The organism is Candidatus Dorea massiliensis AP6 (assembly GCF_964245105.1).
Lineage (GTDB): Bacteria > Bacillota > Clostridia > Lachnospirales > Lachnospiraceae > Laedolimicola > Laedolimicola intestinihominis.
Window position 1 is genome coordinate 217,423 of the sequence record NZ_CAXTKW010000001.1, and the last position, 26,013, is coordinate 243,435.

At 41.4% G+C, this 26,013-nt stretch carries 22 protein-coding genes and 1 other annotated feature; all 22 genes read right to left on the bottom strand.

The annotated features are described in order from the left end of the window. Positions 1-55: 55 nt before the first annotated feature. Entirely contained in the window at positions 56-1,075 is a 1,020-nt protein-coding gene (gene pheS / locus ACESZP_RS01285) for a phenylalanine--tRNA ligase subunit alpha (RefSeq protein ID WP_499707787.1), read from the bottom strand. 206 nt (positions 1,076-1,281) lie between these two features. Continuing rightward, positions 1,282-1,520, bottom strand: a binding site (T-box leader). A 47-nt stretch (positions 1,521-1,567) separates the two neighbouring features. Next, a complete protein-coding gene (locus ACESZP_RS01290; protein ID WP_499707788.1) occupies positions 1,568-2,890 on the bottom strand; it encodes an RNA-binding domain-containing protein in 1,323 nt (440 codons plus the stop codon). A gap of 440 nt (positions 2,891-3,330) precedes the next feature. Further along, positions 3,331-3,633 carry a type II toxin-antitoxin system RelB/DinJ family antitoxin gene (locus ACESZP_RS01295; protein ID WP_499707789.1) on the bottom strand — a complete coding sequence of 101 codons (303 nt, stop codon included), beginning with the start codon at positions 3,631-3,633 and terminating at the stop codon, positions 3,331-3,333. A 238-nt stretch (positions 3,634-3,871) separates the two neighbouring features. Continuing rightward, on the bottom strand, positions 3,872-7,024 hold the full coding sequence (locus ACESZP_RS01300) for an RICIN domain-containing protein (protein ID WP_499707790.1): 3,153 nt from the start codon (positions 7,022-7,024) through the stop codon (positions 3,872-3,874). Between the two features lie 290 nt (positions 7,025-7,314). Further along, the gene (locus ACESZP_RS01305) at positions 7,315-7,392 is read right to left on the bottom strand and encodes a glycosyltransferase (protein WP_499707924.1); all 78 of its coding nucleotides are present in this window, start codon (positions 7,390-7,392) and stop codon (positions 7,315-7,317) included. 316 nt (positions 7,393-7,708) lie between these two features. Continuing rightward, entirely contained in the window at positions 7,709-8,821 is a 1,113-nt protein-coding gene (gene glf, locus ACESZP_RS01310; protein ID WP_499707791.1) for a UDP-galactopyranose mutase, read from the bottom strand. Positions 8,822-8,910: 89 nt separating this feature from the next. After that, positions 8,911-10,359, bottom strand: coding sequence for a flippase (locus tag ACESZP_RS01315; protein WP_499707792.1), 1,449 nt, complete (start codon positions 10,357-10,359; stop codon positions 8,911-8,913). Between the two features lie 42 nt (positions 10,360-10,401). After that, entirely contained in the window at positions 10,402-11,181 is a 780-nt protein-coding gene (locus tag ACESZP_RS01320; protein WP_499707793.1) for a DUF4422 domain-containing protein, read from the bottom strand. Between the two features lie 2 nt (positions 11,182-11,183). Then, the gene (locus tag ACESZP_RS01325; RefSeq protein ID WP_499707794.1) at positions 11,184-12,446 is read right to left on the bottom strand and encodes an O-antigen ligase family protein; all 1,263 of its coding nucleotides are present in this window, start codon (positions 12,444-12,446) and stop codon (positions 11,184-11,186) included. A 21-nt stretch (positions 12,447-12,467) separates the two neighbouring features. Continuing rightward, positions 12,468-13,223: a glycosyltransferase family 2 protein gene (locus ACESZP_RS01330; RefSeq protein WP_499707795.1), complete on the bottom strand. Its 756-nt coding sequence runs from the start codon at positions 13,221-13,223 to the stop codon at positions 12,468-12,470. A gap of 27 nt (positions 13,224-13,250) precedes the next feature. Further along, positions 13,251-14,078, bottom strand: coding sequence for a glycosyltransferase (locus ACESZP_RS01335; RefSeq protein WP_499707796.1), 828 nt, complete (start codon positions 14,076-14,078; stop codon positions 13,251-13,253). Between the two features lie 84 nt (positions 14,079-14,162). After that, positions 14,163-15,146 (bottom strand): glycosyltransferase, encoded by a 984-nt coding sequence (locus tag ACESZP_RS01340; RefSeq protein WP_499707797.1) that lies wholly within the window; start codon positions 15,144-15,146, stop codon positions 14,163-14,165. Then, positions 15,139-15,888, bottom strand: coding sequence for a WecB/TagA/CpsF family glycosyltransferase (locus tag ACESZP_RS01345; protein WP_499707798.1), 750 nt, complete (start codon positions 15,886-15,888; stop codon positions 15,139-15,141). The genes ACESZP_RS01340 and ACESZP_RS01345 overlap by 8 nt, the downstream gene beginning before the upstream one ends. A gap of 1 nt (position 15,889) precedes the next feature. Continuing rightward, positions 15,890-16,546, bottom strand: coding sequence for a D-sedoheptulose-7-phosphate isomerase (locus ACESZP_RS01350; protein ID WP_499707799.1), 657 nt, complete (start codon positions 16,544-16,546; stop codon positions 15,890-15,892). Then, positions 16,546-17,817, bottom strand: coding sequence for a D-glycero-beta-D-manno-heptose 1,7-bisphosphate 7-phosphatase (gene gmhB, locus ACESZP_RS01355; RefSeq protein WP_499707800.1), 1,272 nt, complete (start codon positions 17,815-17,817; stop codon positions 16,546-16,548). Before gmhB ends, ACESZP_RS01350 begins: the two co-directional genes overlap by 1 nt. A gap of 15 nt (positions 17,818-17,832) precedes the next feature. Continuing rightward, on the bottom strand, positions 17,833-18,837 hold the full coding sequence (locus ACESZP_RS01360) for a GHMP family kinase ATP-binding protein (RefSeq protein ID WP_499707801.1): 1,005 nt from the start codon (positions 18,835-18,837) through the stop codon (positions 17,833-17,835). 25 nt (positions 18,838-18,862) lie between these two features. After that, a complete protein-coding gene (gene loaP, locus ACESZP_RS01365; RefSeq protein WP_499707802.1) occupies positions 18,863-19,405 on the bottom strand; it encodes an antiterminator LoaP in 543 nt (180 codons plus the stop codon). Positions 19,406-19,718: 313 nt separating this feature from the next. Next, entirely contained in the window at positions 19,719-20,591 is an 873-nt protein-coding gene (locus tag ACESZP_RS01370) for a tyrosine-type recombinase/integrase (RefSeq protein WP_499707803.1), read from the bottom strand. Between the two features lie 128 nt (positions 20,592-20,719). After that, on the bottom strand, positions 20,720-22,117 hold the full coding sequence (gene pdxR / locus ACESZP_RS01375) for a MocR-like pyridoxine biosynthesis transcription factor PdxR (RefSeq protein WP_499707804.1): 1,398 nt from the start codon (positions 22,115-22,117) through the stop codon (positions 20,720-20,722). An 8-nt stretch (positions 22,118-22,125) separates the two neighbouring features. After that, complete coding sequence (locus tag ACESZP_RS01380) at positions 22,126-23,793, bottom strand: glutamine--tRNA ligase/YqeY domain fusion protein (protein WP_499707805.1); 1,668 nt, start codon at positions 23,791-23,793, stop codon at positions 22,126-22,128. A 342-nt stretch (positions 23,794-24,135) separates the two neighbouring features. Then, a complete protein-coding gene (locus ACESZP_RS01385) occupies positions 24,136-24,546 on the bottom strand; it encodes a hypothetical protein (protein WP_499707806.1) in 411 nt (136 codons plus the stop codon). Between the two features lie 260 nt (positions 24,547-24,806). Continuing rightward, a complete protein-coding gene (locus ACESZP_RS01390) occupies positions 24,807-25,850 on the bottom strand; it encodes a virulence RhuM family protein (RefSeq protein WP_499707807.1) in 1,044 nt (347 codons plus the stop codon). Positions 25,851-26,013: the final 163 nt, after the last annotated feature.

Genomic DNA, 26,013 nt, shown 5'->3' on the forward strand with positions numbered 1-26,013 from the left:
CACGTACGTTCCCCGTGCTGCGCTCGAGAAAATGAAACAGCACGGCTCACTGCTATCAAAACTGCTTCAAGAATCTGATATCATTCTCATACAGCAGTCTCATATCATCAATCTCATACTTCAGCAGCGCAATTCTCTCCAGACCTACACCAAAGGCAAATCCGGTGTACTCGTTGGGATCGATCCCGCACATCTCCAGTACATGAGGATGCACCATACCGCAGCCCAGGATCTCGATCCAGCCGCTGCCCTTGCAGAACCGGCAGCCCTTACCACCGCATTTGAAGCAGCTTACATCTACCTCGGCGCTGGGCTCCGTAAACGGGAAATGATGGGGACGGAACTTGGTTTTCGTCTCTGCTCCAAACAGCTCCTTGGCAAACTCCTCCAGTGTACCCTTCAGATCCGCAAAGGTAACATTCTTGTCCACAACCAGACCTTCAATCTGATGGAAGGACGGGGAATGGGTTGCGTCCACCTCGTCAGAACGGAATACACGTCCCGGCGCAATCATACGGATAGGAAGCTTGCCCTGCTCCATTACACGCGCCTGGCACGGAGAAGTCTGGGTCCGCAGCACGATATTTTTATTAATATAAAAAGTATCCTGCTCATCCTTGGCCGGATGTCCTTCCGGAATATTCAGCTTCTCAAAGTTGTAAAGGTCGTACTCGATCTCCGGTCCCTCGACTACCTCGTAGCCCATGCCGATGAAGATACGCTCTACCTCTTCCAGCGCGATGGTGTTCGGATGACGATGACCTACATTATTCTTCTTGGCCGGAAGGGTTACGTCGATAACCTCTGCCTTCAGCTTCTCCTCGCGGACCATGGCCTCCATCTTTGCCTTGGCCTCTTCCAGAACCTTCTCGATTTCCTCGCGTGTCTCATTCACCAGCTGGCCTACCTTCGGTCTGTCCTCCGGAGCCACATCCTTCATACTCTTCAATACGCTGGTCAGTTCACCCTTTTTACCGAGAATGGCCACGCGGGCTTCATTCAATGTGTTCAGATTCTTTGCTTCCCGAATCTGTGCAATGGCATTTTCCCGGATTTTCTGCAGTTTTTCCTTCATTGTTCTCACCTTTCCTGAATTATTGGTTTTTGAGGGACGTGTACTCCAGGGCAGTTTCAGAAAGCTATCGCTTTCTGAAACTCGCGGCTTTCGCCGCATAGGCAATTTCAAAAGCAGACATTTGTGTGCAAGCACCCAACTGCCTGCTTTTGAAACTGCCTGCCCTTCTCAATGCAAACGCGCAAAAAAGCTCCATCCCTACACATAGTAGGGACGGAGCATATATATTCCGCGGTACCACCCTGATTCCTGTCTCCATGCTTCTCGGACAGGCTCTCATCTTCTGCGTAACGTGCAGGCTGCGTCACCGCCTACCAAATCTCTTCAGCGATGCTGCTCCGGTGGGAATTTCACACTCTCTCCTGAACTTAAGCCCGCTCCCAGCCGCTGACGGTCTCTCTCTGAAAGAAGAAGAAAGGTTACTGTGCACCTTCGTTGCATTTGTCATATCAAGGATTATTCTAAACCTTTACGGGCGAAGATGTCAAGTACTTATTTGATAACATAGGTACTCAGCTTTCCGCTTCCCTTTTGCTCAAGTTTATCAATCTCACAAAGCTCCTTGAGCAATCGGAACGCCTTTGTTGTTCCTGCGCCAATCAAATCTTCGACTTCTTTTCTTGTAACACTGCCGTTTTCCTGTGCATATTGAAGAATAAGCGACTTCTGTTCATTCAGTGAAATATCTCTGTCCGCTTTATCAGATACCCGGACATCCATTTCCGGCTGCTCATTTCTATTCGGAAGTGTCACCCGAAAAACACCCTTTGCTGTTTCAAACTCTGGCTGAAATGGACAAGCTTTATACGCGCGCTCAATTTTTCCAATTCCTGTACCATAACTCTCAATCAATCTCATGCGGTAGAAAACAGCCGCAAGGTTCGGATTTCTCGATTGTGAGACACCAAGAAAAATGGATTTCAGCTCCAAACCGGATACAAGTCCTCCAAGAGAAACAAGTTCGATTCTGTCTTCATAGACATTGACCAGATTACTTCCACTAAAAGAGTAATCTCGATGAACGATGCTGTTCAGTAAAGCCTCTCTTACTGCTTCCTCCGGGTAATCTCTTCTATCAGTTCGATCCAGTCCTGAAAATGTTGCTTTCGTTTTATTAATTAAATCAATAAACTGGTATACATCCTCAAGCTGCTTTAAAATAGAGCCCTTAAATTCCTTTCTGTCTCGGAATAATTCCTTATCTGTTCCTTGAAAGAAAGCAACCTTCGTTGTTGTTTCACACTGGTCTGATAGCAGCAATGCAAGATTTGTATACAAACCATCTTCACCAATCAGCTTAAGAGTTCGCATTTGCGATGGTCCGATTTCGATAGACCTTCTCTGCATTTCTGTTTGGAGAGTATGGAACGTCAATTCCTGATTCATACTTCTGCACAGTTCAAAAGATCTACCACTGTTTTGAAGAATCATCTCCCGAATTCCCTCTTCCGTCATTGGCTGTGTAGAGCTTTCTTTTCTTACATACACTCCACCAGGCTTCAGACCTTTTTCACGGAGATAGTACGGTCGATTTGTTCCTGTTGTTACATCAATTTCGATGACTTGCTTTCCTTCTATTTCAATCGTATTGACTCTGACAAACGGCATGATGTCCGGTGCCAACGAATCCTTCAAGGAATTCACGATTTGGAGCATCACACTGTCCGGATCACTCATACCCAGAACTGCTCCATCTTTTCGTACACCGACATAAACGGTACCGCCCTCTGCATTTGCAAATCCCATCACCTCTTTTCGGATGTCAGGGACATATTCTTGCTTAAATTCGATATTCTGGTTTTCGAATGCTAACATCTTCTGCTCCTTTCTTTCTCGCTTCTTTCTTGTTTCTTTCTCATTGTAAGAGAGAAAGAAAAGTCAAGGGGTGTAGAAACCAATCTCTTGTTGAAAAAATTGACATAACGCTGTTCTCCTTCTATATATTCCAGCTCATTACCACACCCACAAATAGAGCCATTTGATAAAACAAATGCCGGAAGCGCATAAATACAGGCTTTCGGCATTTTAATCCGTTATTCAAACTCGACTACTTCAAAAATATTCTTAAATATATATATTTAAATTATGTGTCTTTTATCTCTAATACATTGACTCGCTGATTCTCTGTTGCCAATATGTTGCCGCTCCATTATAAACGCATAGATACCATTCTCTGATTGCTATTTCCCCTTTAATCTCCGTTCAATATCCGATGGTGCATAAAGAACATTCGTTATAATAACACTATCTCATTTTTAATGGTTCTCCCTAAATTTAGCAAAAGCGCTGGCAGCATCCTGTACTCTTCCTGCTTTTATATCATCATACCCTTTCTGTAACTTGACATGAAATTCTTCATCCGTCATCTGATCCACATTAAGAGAATCCGGAGCTTTTGGTAAAGTTACTGTAAATGGAATTCCTCCTGTCAGAGAAATTTGATTCAAATACATATCTATCGCCGTTGACATCGGAACACCCAACCTTGATAATACAGCTTCTGCACGTTCTTTTACCGTTGGATTTACTCTTAAGTTCAATGTAGCTGTTTTTTCCATACCCTAGCACCTCCTATATTTATGATTGCAACGCAAATGTCATTACATTGCAAGTCTTGATTTCAACCGTATTGACTCAACTCATCCTGAGAAAACCTTGAATCGTCACAAATATGTTCCGAAAGATTTGTAATTGAAGAAACTTCATCAATTCCTCTACCTCGTTTCCAGGTTCCGCACAGTCCTCTAAATCAGCATATTAGAATATAACTATATATTGGAAATCCAAATCTTTTCATTAATGAAAAACCCACCTCTGCGCCTTCGTTCCATTAGAACCATATAGCTGTACATTCGCTTCATTAACCGCCTGGCCGCTGCTCAGATCTATACACTTCTGTGAATCCAGGGCAGAAATCAACACAATACTGCCATCGGATTGCTGAACGCCGATCCACTTCTGGGCTTTGGAGCTATTGGAATCATATTGCTGAATATTCGTTCCGTTGGCTGTGGCGGCGCCGTTCACATCCAAGACCTTTCCGCTGCCCACATTAGTGAGCGTCAGATAACCCTTGGAATCATGAGTCACCCTCCACTTCTGTGCATTTGTCCCATTACTGATATAAATCTGTATATTAGCACAGTTGCTTTTAGAACCGCCGGAGACATCCAATGCATAATTCTGGTTTACCGCAGAACAAATCGTATAGATATCATCTTTCACATCATTCCGATGAGCCGTCGCCAGTTCATCCGGCTCCAAATTCTGCACCAGAATCCAGCGCTGCGCTTTGGAATTATTCGCTGTGTAAAGCTGTATATTGGAGCTATTTTTCGCAGTTCCATTGCTCACATCCATACATTTTGTTTTGTCCAGGGCGGAAATCAATTCGATGCTGCCATCTGCCTGCTTCACACCGATCCATTTCTGGGCTTTGGATCCATTGGAATCATACTGCTGAATATTCGTGCCGTTGGCATTACTTGCGTTATTGACATCCAGCACCCGACCGCTGCCTACATTAGTAATAATCAAGTATCCATCTGCGTCATGAGAAATCTTCCATTTTTGAGCATTCGTTCCGTTACCCTCGTAGAGCTGCACATTGGCACGGTTGTCCCGCGAACCGCCGGCCACATCCAGTACGTATGCTTGATTTACTGCGGATTTAATGACATAGGTTCCCCCCTTCACGTCATCTCGGTGCGCCTCAGCCAGCTCTTCCATCAGTGTTTTCTGTGAGAGAATCCAATGTTGAGCTTTCGACCCATTGGATTCATACAATTGAATATTGGTGCCATTGGTTGCTGTTCCCCATTTCAGATCCACACATTTCGATTTATCCAGCGCGGATATAAATAACACGCTTCCGTCTGATTGCCGGACACCAATCCATTTCTGTGCCTTGGAACTATTAGATTCATATTGTTGAATATTAGTGCCATTCTGAATTGCCGCATTGCTTACATCCAGCGCTTTAAGGCTGCCTGCGTTGGTTAATATAAGATATCCTTTTGCGTCATGACCAATGATCCATTTCTGCGCATTGGAATCATTTCTCGTATAAAGCTGTACGTTGGCGCAGTTTTCCCCGGAGCCGCCGGATACATCCAGTACATAATTATCATCTACCGCAGATCGGATAAAATAAGCACCATCCGGAACATCATCCTTATGCTCTGCAGCCAATGCGTCCAGCCGTTCTTCCGGCGTCGGCTCCGGATCCGGCTCAGGTTCAGGTTCAGGAATCACTTCCTGCGTATCTGCCGTCAGCGCCTTAATACAGAAATTTCCATTCGTCGACCAGCGGTAATAGTTTTCCCCATCCTGAGAACCGTAGCTGCCCTCTGCCGCCGTGGCCGGGCAGGACCAGACGTTTGTATCACCATCTGCATAACTGATAGACTGCTCGTAATCCAGTCCATTTCGATCCAGTGAAACCACTACAGAGAAATAGCTGCCCGGTTTCAGCTTAACCGAATTTTCCAGCTCAATAGTATAAATACCCGCATACCCTGCCTGTCCGCTGACACTCGCCTCTTCCTGCTTCTGTCCACTCAGCGGATTTTGAGGATTGGCCAAATCTGTATACACGTCAACCGTATAGTTCACACCCGCAACATGGGTAAATGACAGCTGCACCGCTTTCAGCGTCTCCGAGACCGCATCAGAGTTACTCTGAACCTGAAACACATTGGCCTCATGGGTATACCAGGTATCATAATAGGTACTCAAACCCCCATCTAACTGATAATTGTTATCATATTCACCGGCTGGGTCAAAATCAAAAAACCAGGCAGCCGTAGAGAGGGACTTCGTCTCATAGGACATCCAGAAATAATTCACGTAGGCGCCCCAGCTATTGCGAATCAACCAGGCACCATCCTGGTTCGGCTTATTTACTCCAGGAAAATTGTCTCTGGAAAAATTGTCGTCCCAGCCCACGATCATCACCGCATGACCGCCACCACTGTAATCCGTGTCATAATAGGTCCAGAGATTCTTATCACTGTTCCAGAGCATAGACGCGTCATTGTGATAATACATCACACCCGCTGCTCCATGTTCCATGATATTACTTTTTACCGCGTCGGTATTTTCAGCGATATTGATTCGATACGCATTTTTCAGTAAATAAGAGTTGTGGGTATAAGCGTATTCATCCGCCAGCCCATTGCCCGCCACGCCGGAAGCCTGACTGTAGGGCACCAGACTTTCCTTCACCGCGCCGCTCCACTGAGCCAGACGCCTTGCTGCGTTCTCATAATTGCCGCCATAGTTCAGAAAATTGTAGCTGGCGCTATTATAAAATTTTGACTGGTCGCCTTTTGTACCTCCCAACGGATCCAGAGCAGAATTGAAAGTGAAATAAATCAATTGCAGCTCGCTCAAATCAATAGAGGAATCTGCATAGCCTTTATTAATTAAATCAAATTCCGCAAGACCAAGAGCAGAGAAAGCCCAGCAGGTTCCATAAGGATTCTGGTCGCGATTATCCGGATAACAACTGCGATTATCCCAGGAGGACGGAATAGAACCGTACATACCGATACCACTGTCGTAAACCGGTGTGTCCTTGTCCAAATCACCAGGAATATAACTGCCAGTCATATGAGCATTGGTTTCAGCGTGAATGAACGGCGTATCTATTTCTGTATCTTCGCTTGATTCATTGTCCAATGTCTCCATATCTGTATTTTCATCTTTCGAAAAGTTTGCTTCTGCTGAAGCACTATCACCTATGGTTTCTTCCTCTGTGTCCGGGAGTTCGGCTTCCTTTTCAGATGGCTGTTCTTCTGGAGATTGTGCTGATTCTGTCCCTACTTCTTTAGAAATGTTGAAATTCGGATCAGTTTCTGCCGCAAAAGCGCTGGTGCTTTGAGCCAATGTCAGGGACAGGATAAGAGCGATTGAAAATGATTTTTTTGCCAGCAGTTTTAATTTCATCTGTGTTTTTCCCCCTCAGGATTCAGGTGTGTATTAGCCGATGTGTTTGATATCGTTTCGATTGGATTCCGCAATGATAAAATGCGGACGTTTCTTAGTTTCCATATAAGTTTTCGCAATATATTTCCCCATAATTCCCAGGCAAAAAAGTTGAATGCCACCTATGAAAATAATAACGCAGATGGTGGATGCCCAGCCTGCTACCGGATACAAGTAAACCCTGTATTCATGGCTGCTTCTTTGCCAAAATTTCTGGGAAACGGCAGGTATGTAACATGAGAATCTTTTGATTAAAAATCTCTTAATATGAACAGCGTATTATCTTTCGAACCATCGTTTACGAAGATAATCTCATAGTCCTCTTTTATGGATAATAATACTTTTGTGGCTTACCCATAAAAAAGAGGACACGATTCCTGCTCGTTGTAGCACGGGATGATTGCTAATAACATAATCATTTACCTCCGGATTATTTTTCCAATTCATATACATAATAATATGGGCCATTAGCAAATTGATCCTCGGATAACTTTTTTTGCTCAGTCCACATTTGGCTCAGGTCTAAATGTGGCAAAAGTACGTTTTCAAGCGACATTGTTCTGGCAGTTCTTCTAACCAGGGTAGAAGGCAGTCAATAACGAACGAGTTTTCCTGATAAGGATTTATATTACGAAGTTTTACATTTTAAATTTCTCGCATTGCGCATTCCAAAGCAGACGCTATCACCGCATCCATATCATAGTATTTATATTCTCCTAATCTTCCACCAAATACAATCTTCCTCTCTTTAATAGCCAGTTTTTTATATTTTTCATATAATGTAACATTTTTTGAATCATTAACCGGATAATATGGTTCTTCTCCAGGTTTCCATTCAGATGAATACTCCTTAGAAATTACAGTCTTCGAAATATCCTTCCCCGCATCATTCTTTCCAAACTCAAACCATTTATGTTCAATTATTCTTGTGTATGGTGTTTCGCGATCCGTATAGTTGACTACAGCGTTACCCTGATAGTTTGGTTTATCTAATAACTCTGTTTCAAATCTAACAGATCTATATTCCAGATTTCCTAATACATAATTGAAATAAGCATCAATTGGGCCCGTATAAATTACTTTTTCTGCAATTGCATCATATTCATTTTTCTTAGCAAGGTAGTCTTCATTCAATCTCACTTCAATATCGTCCAGCATATTCGCAACCATTTTTGTGTATCCACCTATTGGAATGCCTTGATATAGAGCATTGAAATAGTTGTTATCGAATGTCAAACGAACAGGTAATCTCTTAATAATGAATGATGGAAGCTCCCTACAGTCTCTTCCCCACTGCTTCTCGGTGTACCCTTTTATGAGCTTCTCATAGATATCTATTCCAACAAGAGAAATTGCTTGTTCTTCAAGATTTTTGGGAACATTAATATTTGCATCTTTTTTTTGTTTGTCAATCTTAGCTTTTGCTTCTTCTGGTGTGACAACACCCCACATCTTGTTAAATGTATACATATTAAACGGAAGAGAATACAATTCCCCTTTATAGTTAGCTACTGGACTGTTTGTAAATCTGTTAAATGTTGCAAATTGCTGAACATAGTCCCACACTTTCTGGTTATTTGTATGAAAAATATGCGCACCGTACTTATGCACATGAATACCTTCAATATCTTCTGTATACACATTCCCAGCAATATTAGTTCTCTTATCAATAACTAATACGCTTTTCCCTGCTTTCTTTGCTTCGTGAGCAAAAACCGCTCCAAATAAGCCCGAGCCGACTACTAAATAATTATACATACTTCAACAGCACCTCTTTACTTTTTCATATTATTTTCAAATATTCTGGTTCACCAAAACCGAAATGGAACATTAGAGCCAACATATACTTATTTTTTTTTCAAAGAATCTGTAATTCTAATAAAAAGTTTATCTTTTGATATCAGTAATAAACTGAAATATACAGCAAAAAATACAAACACCGATACAATCAAAGTCAAAAAAGAAGAATGTATATCTATTATTTTAACGCAGTAACTAATTAAAGTTGAAATCAGCGCAAATATCAAATATACAGTCGTTCTCAAATTTTCTTTTATTTCTTGTAACATCTTTTTTAAGAATATAATTTGTAACGCTAAAACTGAAAACTCAGCTACTACCGTAGACAAAGCTGCGCCTGCCGCTCCCATAACCGGAATCCATAATAAATTTAAGATAAAATCAACACCAGCACCAGTTACAACTGAATAAAGAACATATTTTTCTTTTTCAATAGCTGTCAACACTTGAATTCCTAAAATTCCAGTCAATCCTATCGGAATGATTGAAAGAGTGATTATTTTCATAGGCAATATAGCTCCATAAAATCCATTTCCTGCCAAAAACGAAATTGTTTCAGTTGAATAAACGCTAAAATAAAATGCCAATGGTATTGAAATTAACATTGTAAAATTCATTGCCATGGACATTGTTCCCAAAAATTCACTATTTTTATGTTGTTTAGCATATAATGACATTCTCGGTAACAAAACATTTCCAAGAGATGTAACTAAACTAACCAGAACATTTTTCACTTTTACAGCAGCATTATAGTACCCAACATCAACATCTGATTTGATAAAACCCAACATAACTGTATCTAGATTCGTATAAATTGATACCGCAAGACTTTGTGCAAATAAAATAAAAATCGGTTTTATATGTTGTCGCAAATCATATTCTTTACCAAATTTTAAGTCAACATATTGACGTGCTCGAATTAAATTAAGAACATTTGAACCAACTGCTGCTAGCACAGTAATAGCAGCATATATAATATAATCTCCTCGTCGATGAACAAGTAATAGCATTAAAATGACAGATAAGATTTTAAACAATACTGAACGAAACGTTATATAATCATATTGTTCTAGTGCCTGATACAACCAATTCATTCCTATCATATTTAATAAAATATTTATTCCATTAATAAAAAATAATATTGGCTCATTTCTAAGTTTAGGCACTGCACATACACATATTACATACATAATTATCGTTAAAAATGTTGTAATAAAATTAATAATTAATAACTCTTGAACAGTCTTAGATAATTTTTCTTTATCATTTCTAACCTGCGCGCACGCTCTAATTCCGTATGTTGGAATACCTAACGAAGCAATCATCAAAAAATAATTTGCAACAGATGTTGCAAAAGTAATTTTCCCTGTTCCGTCAGCTAACAACACACGTGAAATATATGGAAATGTTATTAAAGGAAAGATAACTTGCGAAGCACTTAGTATAAAGTTCATTATAAAATTATATTTCAATGAATGCTGTTTGATTTCCTTCATACGCTTAGACTTCGTTCTCCTTTCTTAAAAAAGTTAAATAGCTTATATATTGAAAAGCTTTGAAAATCTATTTTTGTTTTTTTCAAAAATTGAAAGCCTCCTTGCTTCTGTGTTAAAAGCCGGAAATTCTTTGATCTTTAATTTATTATGATATACCCAAATCTGTAGTAATCTTTCCGCTAAAAAGCCAAAGACTCTCTTTTGATATTCATCGGAGTATTTATCAACATCTATTCTTTTTTCTAAATTGAATAGAATAGAAAATAACCATTGCGAATACTCATCCAAAATTTGTTTATTGCAAAGCATCATATTCGCATAATAATACTTATGCGAATTCATAACTTTATCAAATGAATCCACATATTCAGCACAGATTTCAGCAATCACGCTTCTAGTAAGGCACAAATCTTCTTCATTATGAACATCAATATAACTTTGCTTTACCGTTCTAAAAATTTTCTCTGGAACTGGAAGTATAATATCATATTTTTTTAGACATTTTTCGATATAATCATACTTTATTACCCTTGGCCGTCTATTAAAATAAGTATATAAAAAATCATCTAATCTACTTGTGAAATATCTTCTATAATGCACTAAACCGGTTATGTCTGAATATCGTTCATTTCCATTTTTCCAAATCCAATATAAACCAGTCAATTCGCAAAAATTCAAGTTTTTTTCTGATATATTATCCTCAACATCATCACTCAAATATTCCTGTAATCTATTGCTGTTAAGTCCAACGTGCAATACTTTATAATGAGCATTATCTGTAAAATACGGAACAAATACTTTATGAGTAATTATATATATCATTTTTATATTCTCCTTTTTCCTTTAAAACTGCTATTAAACACCCGAACTTCTCTTTTAGTTAATAGTAAAAATGCAAATTCTATAATTATAAACCATGTGAACTGAATATTATACATTATTCCAACAAATGCAACAATCAAAACAAATGCTATATTTTCCCAGTAGTTATATTTTATAGATAATATAATTATTTTAGTTAATATATACCCCCATAAAATTATTCCAACAATGCCTTGGCTCAGTAAAATATTTATATAATCACTTTCAACAACCCATGCCCCCATATCCGCATACTGCCCATTAAACCATACATAATGCTGTCCAGATGTTCCAAATCCCGTACCAAATAATACATTTACAATATTCATTTTTTTGATAATTACCGGTAAATTTTTATAATATAAAAAGTGAACCACACTACTATTGTCTGCCTTATTTGAAGTTGCATCCGCTATACGCATAAGCATATAACCAACTAATTCTGATATTTTAGATCTACATATAAAAATTCCTGCAAAAGTAATAACAATAATTGATAAAACCACAATCAATTCTTTTTTTCTAACTTTTTTATATAAACTAGTAACTAAAAATGTGCCCACCTTAAATAGCATTGCCAAGACTAATCCCATAATTAAGGCTGTACTTCTTGTCAAGCACCCCATCAGAATAATCACAATCATCAAATATGGATTCGACGTTGAAAAAAACATATATATAAAACTGGGCATTAAAATAGCTCTATGGGAGTAGAAGCCGGATGGTATAATTGCTCCATTGTGATAATCACTTGCCGCCCCGGCTATTCCAAAAATTTTTGAAAAAACTATTGTATTAATGTCTAAATGAAATGCATAATAAAAACCTAATTGCAAAAAACACCATATAAGTGTTACTATACACGAAAACTCAAACCCTCTTATAATCTTTTCTGCATATTTCGTTTTTGTATTCATTACTAAATAAACAAGCAAAACCAATACATATATTATTCCTCCAATTACTGCACGTTTTTTAAATTCCGAAGAAAGAGAATCGTTGCACGCAGAAAGAAAAATCGTGAGTAAAGTTCCTAACATTGATATTACAAAATATGAATCTATTTTCAGACAATTACTATTAAGTAAAAAGTAAATAACCGCTATCAACATCAACAAAATATTGAACACTGTAATTCCTGCGAGTGATAGTAATTGTATTGTTGCGAATACACCTAACGTATAAAAAAGTGTTTCGCTAATTTTGATTTTTCCCTTTATCATCATTTTTATTTTCACTCCGTGTATTCATACTTTATAACTGAACAACCATTGGATTTTTTCTCTGATTTTTCTATTTAATCGCCAAACTATAAATAAGGTATTTATATAAAACCAATTTGTCCTTACCTTATAACAAGTTGTCCATATATATTTAAAATCGTTATGATACACCTTACAAAGTCTTTTTAAATTATCCATATACCCTAATGATATCTTCCCCATGCTAAAATGATGTAATTGAGAAGGCCAAACATATATATGTCCACCATTTTTTCTCGCATGCAAGCACATTTCAACACAATACAAATGCCAATTATCACATAATGACTCATTGAATTTTAATGTAGACCATGTACTTTTTTTCATTCCAAAAAATCCTTCGTCTACACAGGAGACTTCATAATTCTTTTCCTCATACTCATTTACAATTACATCATTATACCCATCCCCTGCTGTTAAGTTGGAATAATATTTTTTTGAAGGTTCTTTCACTCCCTGCGTTCCAAATATATCTCCATGCGGCATTTTGCTAATTGCCTCTGCAAACAATTCAAGTTCATTTTTTCTTTTTAAGCATATATCTTGATGCGAAAAAATCAGGATATCCCCCTGCGCTCTTTCTGCACCATAATTTAAAGCACTGGAAGCTGATTTAAATTGACCACATGTATTATCCAACGCTATTAATTCATAGTTTATATTCTGTTCTTTTAACGAGCTGAGTAATTGATTCTCAAAATCCTCTCTTTTGTTATAAACACATATCACAGATATTTTCATATTGCAGTTCCTCAAAGCAACTATTTTCTACTCAAGAATTATCCATTTTATCCAATCAAACAGCACACAAATCATCATCGGTATTGTATGATATTTTCTATACTCTTTCAGGTAATAAGAAAAACTACTGTTTTTTATTTTAAGAATTTTCTTTTTATCCAATGACGATTTTACTGTTTTGGAATGATTGTGTACGATCTCTGTATTCAGACAACACGCGCACCGATACCCTTTTGTAAGCAATCTCTCCGCAAGAATCGGTTCCTCTACATATAAGAAAGTATGTTCATCCATATAATTTGCAGCTTTCATTTTTGCCAAATCAACCATCATACAGCACCCCTGTGGTCTGTATACATATGCATATCCGCCTAAGTCAACTATATTGCGTCCCTTTTTCTTATAGCTCAGTGCTCCAAACGTAAGATCCCAAAACGTTGGTCTTGTAGCATCACGATTAAACATATGTCCATCCGGGGCATAGATATCCGGATTTACAATCGCTATGGACGAATCTTTTTGAAAAATCGCCTCCATCTTAGACACAATTAAACTATCTTTTATAATAATGTCATTATTCAAAATCCAGGCATATGAATACTGTTTTTCATATGCATAACGCAAACCAATATTATTGCCCGCTGCATAACCTCTATTTTCATCTGATATCAATAAAATAAATCCGGCTCTGTCACGCGCACTTTCCAACGCCTGCTTTGATTCATTAGGGGAAGCATTCTCCACAATAATAATATCCTTATATGGAATTCCAAGTTTTTCATTACATAAACGTGCTTCTTCCAAAGTTTCTTTCCATGATTTGTAATTCAATATAATAACTGCTACTCTATTCATTTTTATACTACCTGTCGCATTAAAATCATTGCCAATGTTAGCTGAATAACCGTAATGTAAAAATTACCTTTGCCACTTTATTTTCTATTTCAAAGTGTATTTAAGCATATATAATTTCTTAATCGTACTAATTGTCTTTGCTAATATTGAATATGCTGTCCATGAAATAAGCAATGCATTCGCTAATAAATGACGGCGAAAATCGCATTTGCAAAAATATTTATGATATCTGACAAGATTATTTTTTATCTCACAATACATGTTTTTGTCACATTGTTTTGAAACCACCATTATTTCACTCAGTTTCAAATTCCAATTTAAATAATTTACAATCAAACCAGATACAGATTTTAATCCTAGTTCTTCTGCTTCTTTTATTATCTTTTCCTGTATTTGTAAAGCCTCTCTATACTTTTCTATATTTGAACTATGTGACAAGCTTTCAAAATGAATCAAGTAATGATACATATTCATTTCGACATAGCAAGCCCTATTTGAATCTTTAAGAGTTTCCCATAAGAATAAAAGATCCTCACACATAGATATGCTGTCCGAAAACCTATGTTCACCTATCAGTGATCTTTTCCAAAGTTTGTTCCATATGTAACCCCCAAGTACAGTTACGCCATCTAATACCGTTTCATTCCCATCAAATACTGTATATTCTAGCATCTCACTATGAGATTTCTTTATCTCATAATGTGCATTATACTCATTTGCAACTGCGCATGCAGCCACATCACTTTTGCTTTCTTTTAAACAATTTAGCAGTACTTCAAAAAAGTTCAAATCAACACTATCATCAGCATCAACAAACGCTATATATTCACCTTTTGATAATTCAATCCCTAAATTTCTTGCTGATGACACTCCTTCGTTTTTCTTGTGGACAACACTCATATTGGAATACTTTTTAGCATAACTATCGCAGATTTCTTTCGTTCTATCTGTTGAGCCATCATCTATCAATATAATTTCTATATCTTTTTCTGTCTGTCTAATCAAACACTCCAGACAACGTTCAATATATTTCTCAACATTATATACTGGTACAATTATACTAATCATTTCGTCCCCTATATTTTAAAATTAATTTTAAAATCTTCACATCATCCACAAAATACCGCTTAAACATCCGCTTCGGCTCTTGCAGGAAGCGATAAAACCACTCTAATCCATGTTCACTCATCCATTTTGGCGCACGTTTCACATTTCCCGCCAAGAAATCTACGGTTGCTCCGGCGCAGATAGATACCTTTGCATCGTATTTTCCGATATTTTCATAAATCCACTTTTCCTGCTTTGGGCATCCGAAACAAGCAATCAACAGATCCGGCTGTTTTTCCGAAATCATATGATTAATTTTATCCAACTCTGCTTCATCCTTTTCGAAACCCATGGGCGGTGCATACGTACCGACTACCTGAATTCCCGGCAGTTGTTGTTCCAGACGTTTTTTTGCCTGCTCCGCAATTCCATCTTTGCCGCCAATAATAAACATGCGGTACCCTTTTTGAGCTGCTACCTTACAGAGCAGCGGCACCAGATCCGAACCGGATATCTTAGCTTTAACCTCTTGTTTGTGCAGTTTGGAAATCCATATCAATGGTTTTCCATCTACAAGGACCATATCTGCCTCATCTACAATCTTTTTCAGATAAGGATCCTCTTCAATTTTCATTACCACATCAACATTGATGGCCACGATGTATGACTTTTTTCCATCTGCAATCATCTGCTCAATGGCTGCTATGGTTTCTGCCATGTCCACACTATTTACATAGGTATTTAACAAAGGTTGTTTTTCCATACTACTTCTTTTCTCCAAAGAATTTTTCTTCTAACATCAGACACCAGCAATGGTAAATCGGCAAATGATATTCCTGAATCATATAGGTCTCTGTCTCTGGCGCTTTTACACATACATCTGATACTTGTTCCAGTTCTCCACCCCTGGCTCCGGTCAGTCCGATGACTTTAATACCCAACGCCCGTGCTACAACGGTCGCGCTCATAACGTTTTTGCTATTTCCAGATGTGGAGATACCTAAAAACACGTCGCCCGGCCTTCCAAAGCCGAAAAGCTGCTGGGCAAATACACCAAGTCCGTCTACATCATTGATATAGGCTGTTGTTAATGCCTCATGCGCTACAAGCGGGATCGCCATCAGAGAGCACTCCAGATTCTCTGCCAGGTCTTTCCCTCTTACCGGATCAATTGCTTTTAATTTTTCTGCAAATTCCCGGCTTACTGGACGCGGTGTTTTGAACCGTTTCATCAGTTCTCCTGCGATATGTTCGGCATCGGCAGCGGAGCCCCCATTTCCGGCAATCATCAATTTTCCTCCGTTTTTATAACATTCTTCCATAATCAGATAGGCATCTGTTATCTCCGTCTGAATTGTACTCAATGCCGGATATCTTTTTATCAGTAAATCAATATGTTTTTGTAATCTTTCTTCTAGCATCACTGCTGTTCCTCCAACCATTCTGCAAATTCAAGCAGGGAATGTACCGTTTTCTCCTGTCCATAAGTTTCTTTTCCAATCAGTACCGTGTGGCAGCCTGCTGCCTTTCCTGCTTTGATATCATTTTCTCCATCTCCGATCATCCAGGAAGCTTCTAAATCAATATGAAACTCCTCCGCAGCCTTTATCAGCATCCCCGGCTTTGGTTTACGGCAGCCACAATCTATCTTCAACTCTGGGAGCTCACCTTCATACCCTTTATGCGGATGATGTGGGCAATAATAAATCGCATCCAGATAAGCACCTTCCTGCCCCAGAAGCGTCTCCATCTTCTTATGGATTTCTTCCAGCTCTTCGAAGCTCACTTCCCCGCGCGCTATGACCGGCTGATTGGTCGTCACAATCGCCAGATATCCCATTGCATTTATTTTTCTAATCGCTTCAGCCACTCCATCCAGCAGCTTAAACTCTTCTATTTTGCGCAAGAATCCCACATATTTATTGATCGTTCCATCACGATCCAAAAAGATCGCCTTTTGTCTGTTACTCAGATTTTTTCTGGATACTCTTCCAGCTTTAAAATCTTCACAAACTGCGTAATAACGCTCCGGCGTTCCCATGTCTTTGACATATTCCGGGCTGTCGTAGCAAAACATTTTTCCAGTTCCAGCAAGTGGTTTCAGAAGCTGTCTGTCCAGATCTACCTTGCTTCCTTCCGGTTTTGTCTCCAGTATTTTAGGGCTGATAACATGAAGACCAGCATTGACACGATTCTTATAATAGAGTGGTCGTTTATCTTCTTTGGCCAGCCATTTTTCAACACTTCCATTTTTGTCCGCAATAATCAGGCCACTGTCATATGGATGACTATTTGGATGCGTAAACAATGTTACCAGACCGCCTTTTTCTTTATGAAAGGCAACAAAACGGTTAAAATCCACGTCAAACATTGCATCTGCATTTAACAGTAGAAAATCAGAACCCAGTTTGTCTTTTATCTTAAACAGCGCGCCAGCATTTCCCAGTGGTTCTTTTTCGAAATAATATTCAATCTGAACGCCAAATTGGCTTCCATCACCAAAATAGTCCATAATAATCTGGCCCAGATGACTTACAGTCAGAATGATATCGGTAAATCCTTGCCTCCGGAGACACTCTATCTCGTGTTCCAGCACCGGTTTTCCATCGATCTCTATCATTGGTTTTGGTATATCGCTTGCCACGGAAGTAATTCGTGTTCCTCTTCCGCCAGCCATAATGACTACTTTCATACAACTCTCCCTGTATTACTTTTCCTGCGGCACATAAGTCTCCGGTGTATAATGAATCACCCGGGTGCCACCATTTTCAAACTCAAACGGAATATACATCAGCTCCTGCATGGCATTTCGCACGGCTTCCTGTTTATCTGGCTCCACATAAAAAACAAGAAAGCCACCGCCGCCTGCCCCCAGCAGTTTTCCTCCAAGCGCACCGGCTTCCATTCCCTTCGCGTAAAGTCCGTCGATACTGTCCGTGGAAACTGCAGCGCCTGTCTGTCGTTTCAGCTTCCAAGTGTGATCCAGCAACCGCCCAAACTCATCCAGAGATGTCTCTTTGTCTGTCAGTACACGTTCCGCCTCATCCACCAGGGATAACATTTCTTTTAACTGCGCTGTCTTATCCGTTTTCTCCGCTGAGTTTGCTTTCTGTACATCAGAAGAAAATCTGGTGAATCCAGTAAAAAACATCATCAGGTTCTGATTCAACTGTTTTTTACGCTCCTGCGCAATAATAAGCGGAAGTACTTCATAACCATCTGCATTAAAATTGATGCGATTGAAACCGCCAAAGGAAGCCGCAATCTGATCCTGCCAGCCTCCGGCTTCCTGACACAACTCCCGCTCCAGATAAATTGCCTCGTCGGCAAGACGTTTTTTATCCGCGTACTTTCCTTTTAAGGCATAAAACGCATTCAGCATGCCGACTGCGAAAGAACTGGATGTTCCCAATCCGGAACGCGCCGGAAGATCTGCTTCATAGGTCAGACGGATTTCATGCATGTCCAACATTTTCATCGCATTCCGTATCGCCGGATGCTGAATTTGATTAATTTCTGTAACGCGCTCTGTTTTTGAATAAGAAAGTTCACTTGTATAATCAAAAAATCTGGGCAAATGTCGCACATTTACATAGCAATATTTATCAAAGGTTGTAGAAAGTACAGCTCCTCCATTTTCTCTAAAAAAGCTCTCCATGTCGGTTCCGCCGCCAAAAAAAGACATACGAAACGGTGTCTTTGTAATGATCATTTAAATATCCTCAATTTCTTATTTTTTATGCCGTTTCCAGCATCCTCTCATACTCTTCCCCACTGATCTTCGCCTTCACTTCCAACCCAAGCTTCATGCGCCTGTGTTCTTCAAAGAGCTGCACTTCCACTTCCGCCAGCCGCTTATGCCGGTCGATTTTACGGACTCTAGCTGTGGCTGCTTTCAGCGGACCTTGGGTTACCAGAAGCTGGCCGTCTACCAGATAGCCGACGGAATTGCGGATGCAATCCTGCTCGTCCAGCATTTGCCTTAAGAAAGTCTCTTCCTCTGACCGAATCGGGTAGAAGCCGTTGCCGATGCGCACCGGCGTAACCGTGTGCGGAATGCGTTCCAGTGCCTCTTCCAACTCTGTGGGGTTCTCGCTTTCTATAAATACATATCCCGGAAAGGCTGCGGCTTCCTCGGTATGCCATTGTCCCTGATATTTCTTCCTATATTGATATCTGGGCACAAAAATACGTGCCGCAAGTTTCTCAGGGAGTGCGTTGCGGCACTCTTCGATGGCTGCCCTTTCTTTTCCGCATGCTGTCTGCGCTACGTACCACATTTGCTTTCGGCTCCTTGTTTCTGCGGGGATTGGGTGGTTGGGAAGGACAACGTAATAAATATTATGTTGTCTCTCCCGCTTATCATTTATAGATTATAGCGCATTCAATACAGTAATACAAGGTATTTTTAAAACACAAGAATCCTCTTTCTGGAAAATCAAACACATTTCAAGCAATTTGACTCACGGCACTACACAGATGTGTAATGTCATAGGGGCATTTTGTCCCAAAATGAGACCTCTTTTTTCATATGGTATCCATGAATCTGTTTTCATCCTCAAAATCTATCTCTTATCTACAACATAATATTTATTATGTCGTCTTTTTTTGTTCCCCATCACCTATCACCAGCCGCATACTGTCCAACTGTCTCTTATGCTCACGCCCGGTAGATTTGATGTAGATTCGCGTGATTTCGATACTGCTGTGGCCCAGGATGTCTGCCAGCTTGGCGATGTCTTTCTTTATTTTATAGAAGCAGCGGGCAAACAGGTGGCGCATGCTGTGGGGATAGACTTTCGCGGCGTCCACCTTTGCCGCATGGCTCAGGCGCTTCATCATGCGCCAGATGTTACTGCGATCCAGCGGTTTTCCGCTGCGGCTTCGGAAGATGGGGCCGCTCTCGATTTTTTCTTTTTTTGCGTATTTTTTCAATAGCTTCTGCAATTCACCCGGGTACAGGATGCGGCGCATTTTTCCTTTGTTATGAATTTCGGCCATGCCAAAGCGCAGGCTCTCCACGGTAATATGACACAGTTCGCTGATACGGATGCCGGTGCTGCCCAGGGTCTGGATCAGACAGGATAGTTTTTCATCGCCCTGCCGCTGGGCAGTTCGAATCAGCCGGGTATACTCCTCCTGGGTCATCTCCCGGTTTTCCGGGGCGAAGGCGTCCTGCTGCACCCGAATCATTTTCACCCGCAGGTCGTTCCAGCCCATACAGGCGCAGAAATGGTTTACGACCGCCAGGTAGGAGTTAATGCTGCTCACCTTGTAGTGGCACTTCTGCTCCAGATATGTTTTATAGCTGACCAGCAGCTCTTTGCTCACTGTCTTGTGTCCTGCATGCTGCTGAAGTTTTCGAATATCCCTGAGGTATTTACGGATGGTCTGGCTGCTTTTTTCTGTGTAGAGCAGGCGCTGGTGGAATTGTTCGATTTTCTCATTTGTAATGACGCGATCCATGGTGGTTCGTTCCTCCTGTTTTTATTTAAGCATACAAAAAAGATCATTCTATATGGATTCTATTTTCCATATAGAATGATCTTTCTAAATATATTTCTGATTTCATTTTTCCAAGTTTCTGACTATCACTACCTCCATACCTCCGCCAGTCTCTCCGCAGCCTCTCTCAACTCCCTTTCCGTCATGGTCGCATACCCCAGCAATATCGTCGGGCGGCGTCCCGGGGCGGTGGCATCGATGCTGTATTCAGACAACGGATATACCCGGATGCTCTCGGCTTCCGCCCGGCGGATGAGTTCGGCTTCGGTCAGGCCATTGCGGAATTCCAGGAGCAGATGGACGCCGGCGTCCTCACCGCGAATGCTGCAGATATCGGAGAGCTTTTTCAGCTCACCCACCAGGATCTCCTGCTTGTGGCCGTAGATGGCGCGCATGCGGTTCAGGTGACGCTCATAGTGTCCCTCTTTGATGAAGCTGTTCAGAATCATCTGGTCGATACGGGATACGGTAGAAGAAAAGCGTTGGAGCTCCGGTTCACAGGTCGCAAGAAGCTGTTCCGGCAGCACCAGGTAGCTGATTCGAATAGCGGGCGCAATGGATTTGGAAAAGGTTCCGATGTAAATGACTTTCCCGGCCTGATCCGCTCCCTGCAGTGCCGGAATGGGCTTGCCGCGATAGCGAAATTCACTGTCGTAATCATCCTCGATAAGATAGCGGTCTTCCTTTTCCGCCGCCCATTTCAAAAGCTCCAGCCGCCGCTTGATGGGCATGACAATGCCGAGCGGATACTGGTGGGACGGCATCACGTAAGCCACATCCGCGCCCGACGCGGTCAGCTCATCCACACGCATACCGGAAGCGTCCACAGGAACGGTGCAAAGCTCAAAACCCATTTTTTCAAAGATACCGTATGCGTGCTTGTAGGTAGGGCTCTCCATGGCCAGCTTCCGCTTGCCCAGGATGGCGGCAATCAGCATCATCAGGTAATCGTTTCCGGCTCCCAGCACTACCTGCTCCGGACGGCAGTTGACGCCACGGGCCTGGTGAAGATAGCGGCTGATAGTCTCCCGAAGCTCCCACTCGCCCTTCGGATCACCCAGCTGGAACAGTTCTTTCCGGTCGTCCAGCAGCACATTTCGCGTCACCTTCCGCCAGACGCCGTAGGGGAAGCCGTCCAGGTCGATGCCATTGGGGGTGAAATCATATTTCCATCGCTTTTCTTCGGTCTTTAGCTCAGACTCCCCCCGGTCCGCTCCGGTCTTCAAATGATACAGTCCTTCAATCTGGCAGGCATAATAGCCTTTGCACGGGATGGATTCCACATAGCCCTCTGACAGAAGCTGCCCATAAGCCAAATCCACCGTACTTCGGCTCACTTCCAGATAACGAGAAAGAGCCCGGCTGGAGGGAAGCTTCTCTCCAGCCAGGATCTTCTGGTCTTGAATATCCTGTTTAATATAATGGTAAATCTGTTCGTACAGAGGTGTCTCTGCCTTTAGATTTAAATTTATCGTCAGTTCGCGCATGTGCTCTCTTATGCCTTCGGAAGCTTAAAGGAGCTCTTCAGGGATACGATTCGGTTGAAGACTAGTTTCTCCGGTGTGGAATCCTTGTAATCCACGCAGAAGAATCCGTTTCTCACGAACTGGAAACTGTCAAAGGCTTTCGCACCCTCGAAGCCCGGCTCCAGGTAAGCATGCTCTACGACAGTCAGGGAATTCGGATTCAGGTTCAGGCTGCCGTCCTCGTTGTAGACACCCTTCTCCTCGTCGATAATGTTCTCATACAGACGAACCTCCGCGTCGATAGCGCAGGGAGCCGGTACCCAATGGATGGTTCCCTTGACCTTACGGCCTGTGAAGCCGCTGCCTGCCTTAGTCTCCGGATCATAAGTACAATGTACCTCGATGATCTTGCCATTCTCGTCCTTGACGAAGCTCTCACATTTTACAAAGTAAGCGTGCATCAGACGCACCTCGTTGCCCGGGAAGAGACGGAAGTACTTCTTCGGCGGCTCCTCCATGAAGTCGTCGCGCTCGATGTAGAGCTCGCGGCAGAACGGAATCTTACGGCTGCCCAGTTCTTCATTTTCCAGGTTGTTGGCTGCGTCCAGGTATTCCACCTGTCCTTCCGGATAGTTGTCAATCACTAACTTGATCGGATCCAGCACTGCCATCATACGCGGTTTCTTCAGCTTCAGATCCTCGCGGATGCAGTACTCCAGCATGGCGTAGTCTGCGGAAGACTGACTCTTGGACACGCCGCACAGGTCTACGAACATTTTGATGGACTCCGGCGTAAATCCACGGCGGCGGAGCGCTGCAATGGATACCAGACGGGGATCATCCCAACCGTCCACGATGCCTTCTTCTACAAGCTTTTTGATATATCTCTTACCGGTGACCACGTTGGTCAGATACATTTTCGCAAATTCGATCTGTCTGGGCGGATGAGGGTATTCCAGCTCCCGTACAACCCAGTCGTACAGCGGTCTGTGATCCTCAAACTCCAGGGTACAGATGGAATGGGTGATACCCTCGATGGCATCCTCGATGGGGTGGGCAAAATCATACATGGGATAGATGCACCATTTGTCACCGGTGTTGTGATGGCTGATATGCGCCACACGGTAGATAATCGGGTCACGCATGTTCATGTTCGGGGAAGCCATGTCGATCTTGGCACGCAGTACCTTCTCTCCGTCCGCGTATTTGCCCGCTTTCATCTCTTCAAAGAGCTTCAGGTTTTCCTCGATGCTCCGGTTCCGATAGGGACTCTCCTTGCCCGGCTCGGTCAGGGTTCCGCGATATTCCCGCATCTCCTCCGCTGTCAGATCGCAAACGAATGCTTTTCCCTTCTGAATCAGCTTTACCGCTGCCTCGTACATCTGGTCAAAATAGTTGGACGCAAAGTACAGGCGGTCTTCCCAGTCTGCGCCCAGCCACTTGATATCCGCTAAAATGGACTCTACGAACTCGGTCTTCTCTTTTGTCGGGTTCGTATCGTCAAAACGCATGTTGAATTTGCCGTGGTATTTCTGAGCCAGTCCGTAGTTTAACAGGATGGACTTTGCATGTCCGATATGCAGATAGCCGTTGGGCTCCGGCGGGAAACGGGTGTGGACGGTATCGTATACGCCCTCTGCCAGATCCTTCTCTATGGCCTGCTCAATAAAATTTTTGCTTGTAGCCTCATTTTCCATAACGCTTCCTCGTTTCTGTTTGTATTTTCATTCCTATGAATACCATATTTAAAGAAAATCATACCATAGTTTTATCTATAATTCAATACTTACCGTTCATGGGTGGCATGATAGAAAAATCTAACTCACTTGCAAAGTTAAATGCATCTTATATAATGAAAGAACCTACTACGGCAACTCAAAAGTTTATTCGTGCTATAAAAGAAATTTGATATTTCTCAATTTAATCGACTGGACGCCAATCCTATCTATCTTATCCATAGATTAGATAAGATAGATAATTTCTTAGACGAAAAAGACTCCTCAACACTGGAACGAATCCAGTGTTGAGGAGATTTGTTTTTATAAGATTGGAATTCCAGAACTCAATTCGTTCTCATTATAATCCATCTTCAATTCTTTTTTCAGCCAATTGTAATCTTTAACAATAGACTTTACCATATCTCCGATAAGCCTAAATTCTTCTTCATTGGCGATATCTTCACATGACGAGCTATTAACATCAGGATTACCTGAATAATTGCTGTGTGCAAATCTGTAAGCTACAGCAGCCTTTAATAATTCCTGAGTAGCATATTGTCCATTATCAATAATATACTCGCACAGCTGAATTTTATTAAATCGCGATATCGGTGTATCTATGTTTTCTTGATTGTTTGTTACAGTTATAGGTTCACCTTCTTTAAAGCTAATTTTTGTATTTACTCTATGTGTTGGTGAGATTTCAAGGAACGGAGCATCTACAAATGTCACTTCCTTCTTATCCGTCAGAAAAATAAAATGCCTTACATATTCTGACTGAATGATGATGGGATACAGTTTGCAGTACAGTTCTGAATACTGCTTATAGTATAATTCATATTTGAAATGTAAATCTGAAGAAAAGCGTTCAAATCCTTCTTTGAATTCTCTCTCTATGGGAACAAGTCGGTATAAGGCCTTTGCTACCTATATAATGCAAGGCAATTTTACACTGCTGCTCCCTGCCACTGTCTCGACCTGGTATCTGTTTCTTATTTCTTTGCATTTTCTTCCAATTCCAACATGTACTTATCAAAGTCAGACATAAACAACCTGTCCTGAATGACACGGTATTTCTCAAATTCTGTCTCAGCATGAAGCTTCGCAATTTCTGCAGACACTTTGCCTGCGTCCTGTAAAATACCATAATCAAACATTTCAATGAAGCTGTTGAGCCTCTTTTCCCAGTCCTGCATCGTAAGCGGAATATGGCGTAAGGTCATGTTTTCCGCAAAATCCAGGTATGCTGTAACCATACGATTCAGCTGCTTCATTTCATCCTGGCTTAGATAATTCTTAGCAACTGTAACATCGCTTTTCTTAATCTTTCCTTCCGGTGCATCTGCCCAGGTGGTTAATCCCATATGCTCTTTTGTGTGATCGGCTCTTTCCACGATCAGCTCCGCTGCAGTATGCCCATGCACTGCGTAATGCATTTTATTCTGAACGGTCGCGTAGAATCTTCTCGTCGTTGCAGAATTTTTATCGTAATCAATAGCTGTGGCATACAGGTCGGTAATCTTCTGATAAAACTTTCTTTCGCTGGCACGAATCTCACGGATACGCTCTAACTGCTCGTCGAAATACTTCTCTGTCAAATACGTTCCTCGTTTCAGCCGTTCATCATCCATCACCCAGCCTTTGATGGTGTAGTCCTTGGCGATCTGGTTTACCCATTTACGGAACTGTACCGCACGCTCGGAATTGACCTTGAAGCCTACGGCAATGATCATTTGAAGGCTATAGTGCTTGGTATCGCGTGTCACCTGGCGAGAACCTTCGGTTTGAACTATTCGGAAATTCCGAATAGTTGCGGCCTCTTCCAATTCACTATCCGCGTATATTTTTTTAATATGTTCATTTATCGTTGGTAAACCAACATCATACAATGTGGCCATCATCTTCTGTGTCAGCCATATATTCTCATCCTCATAGCGCATCTCTATGCTGTCCTGTTGATCACCTACAGAGGCAACATAGGTTAAGTATTCCGCTGCACTGGAACGGATGGTGATTTCATCTTTTTTCTTTGCCAAATAGAACGCCTCCCTTCTTCATATCACTAGATCCAGCCATTCTTTTTAAATTTCTCGATTTGAGCTAATTCTTCCTCAGAAGGTTCGCTCATCTTACCCTCACTAGCCGGAACGTCCAAATATTCGTTATTCCATCTTTTCATAGTTTCGACCACCTCATCTG

Excerpts from the sequence above, each read along its gene's own strand:
- pheS (WP_499707787.1), bottom strand. The coding sequence starts at position 1,075 with ATGAAGGAAAAACTGCAGAAAATCCGGGAAAATGCCATTGCACAGATT.
- ACESZP_RS01290 (WP_499707788.1), bottom strand. The coding sequence starts at position 2,890 with ATGTTAGCATTCGAAAACCAGAATATCGAATTTAAGCAAGAATATGTC.
- ACESZP_RS01295 (WP_499707789.1), bottom strand. The coding sequence starts at position 3,633 with ATGGAAAAAACAGCTACATTGAACTTAAGAGTAAATCCAACGGTAAAA.
- ACESZP_RS01300 (WP_499707790.1), bottom strand. The coding sequence starts at position 7,024 with ATGAAATTAAAACTGCTGGCAAAAAAATCATTTTCAATCGCTCTTATC.
- glf (WP_499707791.1), bottom strand. The coding sequence starts at position 8,821 with ATGTATAATTATTTAGTAGTCGGCTCGGGCTTATTTGGAGCGGTTTTT.
- ACESZP_RS01315 (WP_499707792.1), bottom strand. The coding sequence starts at position 10,359 with ATGAAGGAAATCAAACAGCATTCATTGAAATATAATTTTATAATGAAC.
- ACESZP_RS01320 (WP_499707793.1), bottom strand. The coding sequence starts at position 11,181 with ATGATATATATAATTACTCATAAAGTATTTGTTCCGTATTTTACAGAT.
- ACESZP_RS01325 (WP_499707794.1), bottom strand. The coding sequence starts at position 12,446 with ATGATGATAAAGGGAAAAATCAAAATTAGCGAAACACTTTTTTATACG.
- ACESZP_RS01330 (WP_499707795.1), bottom strand. The coding sequence starts at position 13,223 with ATGAAAATATCTGTGATATGTGTTTATAACAAAAGAGAGGATTTTGAG.
- ACESZP_RS01335 (WP_499707796.1), bottom strand. The coding sequence starts at position 14,078 with ATGAATAGAGTAGCAGTTATTATATTGAATTACAAATCATGGAAAGAA.
- ACESZP_RS01340 (WP_499707797.1), bottom strand. The coding sequence starts at position 15,146 with ATGATTAGTATAATTGTACCAGTATATAATGTTGAGAAATATATTGAA.
- ACESZP_RS01345 (WP_499707798.1), bottom strand. The coding sequence starts at position 15,888 with ATGGAAAAACAACCTTTGTTAAATACCTATGTAAATAGTGTGGACATG.
- ACESZP_RS01350 (WP_499707799.1), bottom strand. The coding sequence starts at position 16,546 with ATGCTAGAAGAAAGATTACAAAAACATATTGATTTACTGATAAAAAGA.
- gmhB (WP_499707800.1), bottom strand. The coding sequence starts at position 17,817 with ATGAAAGTAGTCATTATGGCTGGCGGAAGAGGAACACGAATTACTTCC.
- ACESZP_RS01360 (WP_499707801.1), bottom strand. The coding sequence starts at position 18,837 with ATGATCATTACAAAGACACCGTTTCGTATGTCTTTTTTTGGCGGCGGA.
- loaP (WP_499707802.1), bottom strand. The coding sequence starts at position 19,405 with ATGTGGTACGTAGCGCAGACAGCATGCGGAAAAGAAAGGGCAGCCATC.
- ACESZP_RS01370 (WP_499707803.1), bottom strand. The coding sequence starts at position 20,591 with ATGGATCGCGTCATTACAAATGAGAAAATCGAACAATTCCACCAGCGC.
- pdxR (WP_499707804.1), bottom strand. The coding sequence starts at position 22,117 with ATGCGCGAACTGACGATAAATTTAAATCTAAAGGCAGAGACACCTCTG.
- ACESZP_RS01380 (WP_499707805.1), bottom strand. The coding sequence starts at position 23,793 with ATGGAAAATGAGGCTACAAGCAAAAATTTTATTGAGCAGGCCATAGAG.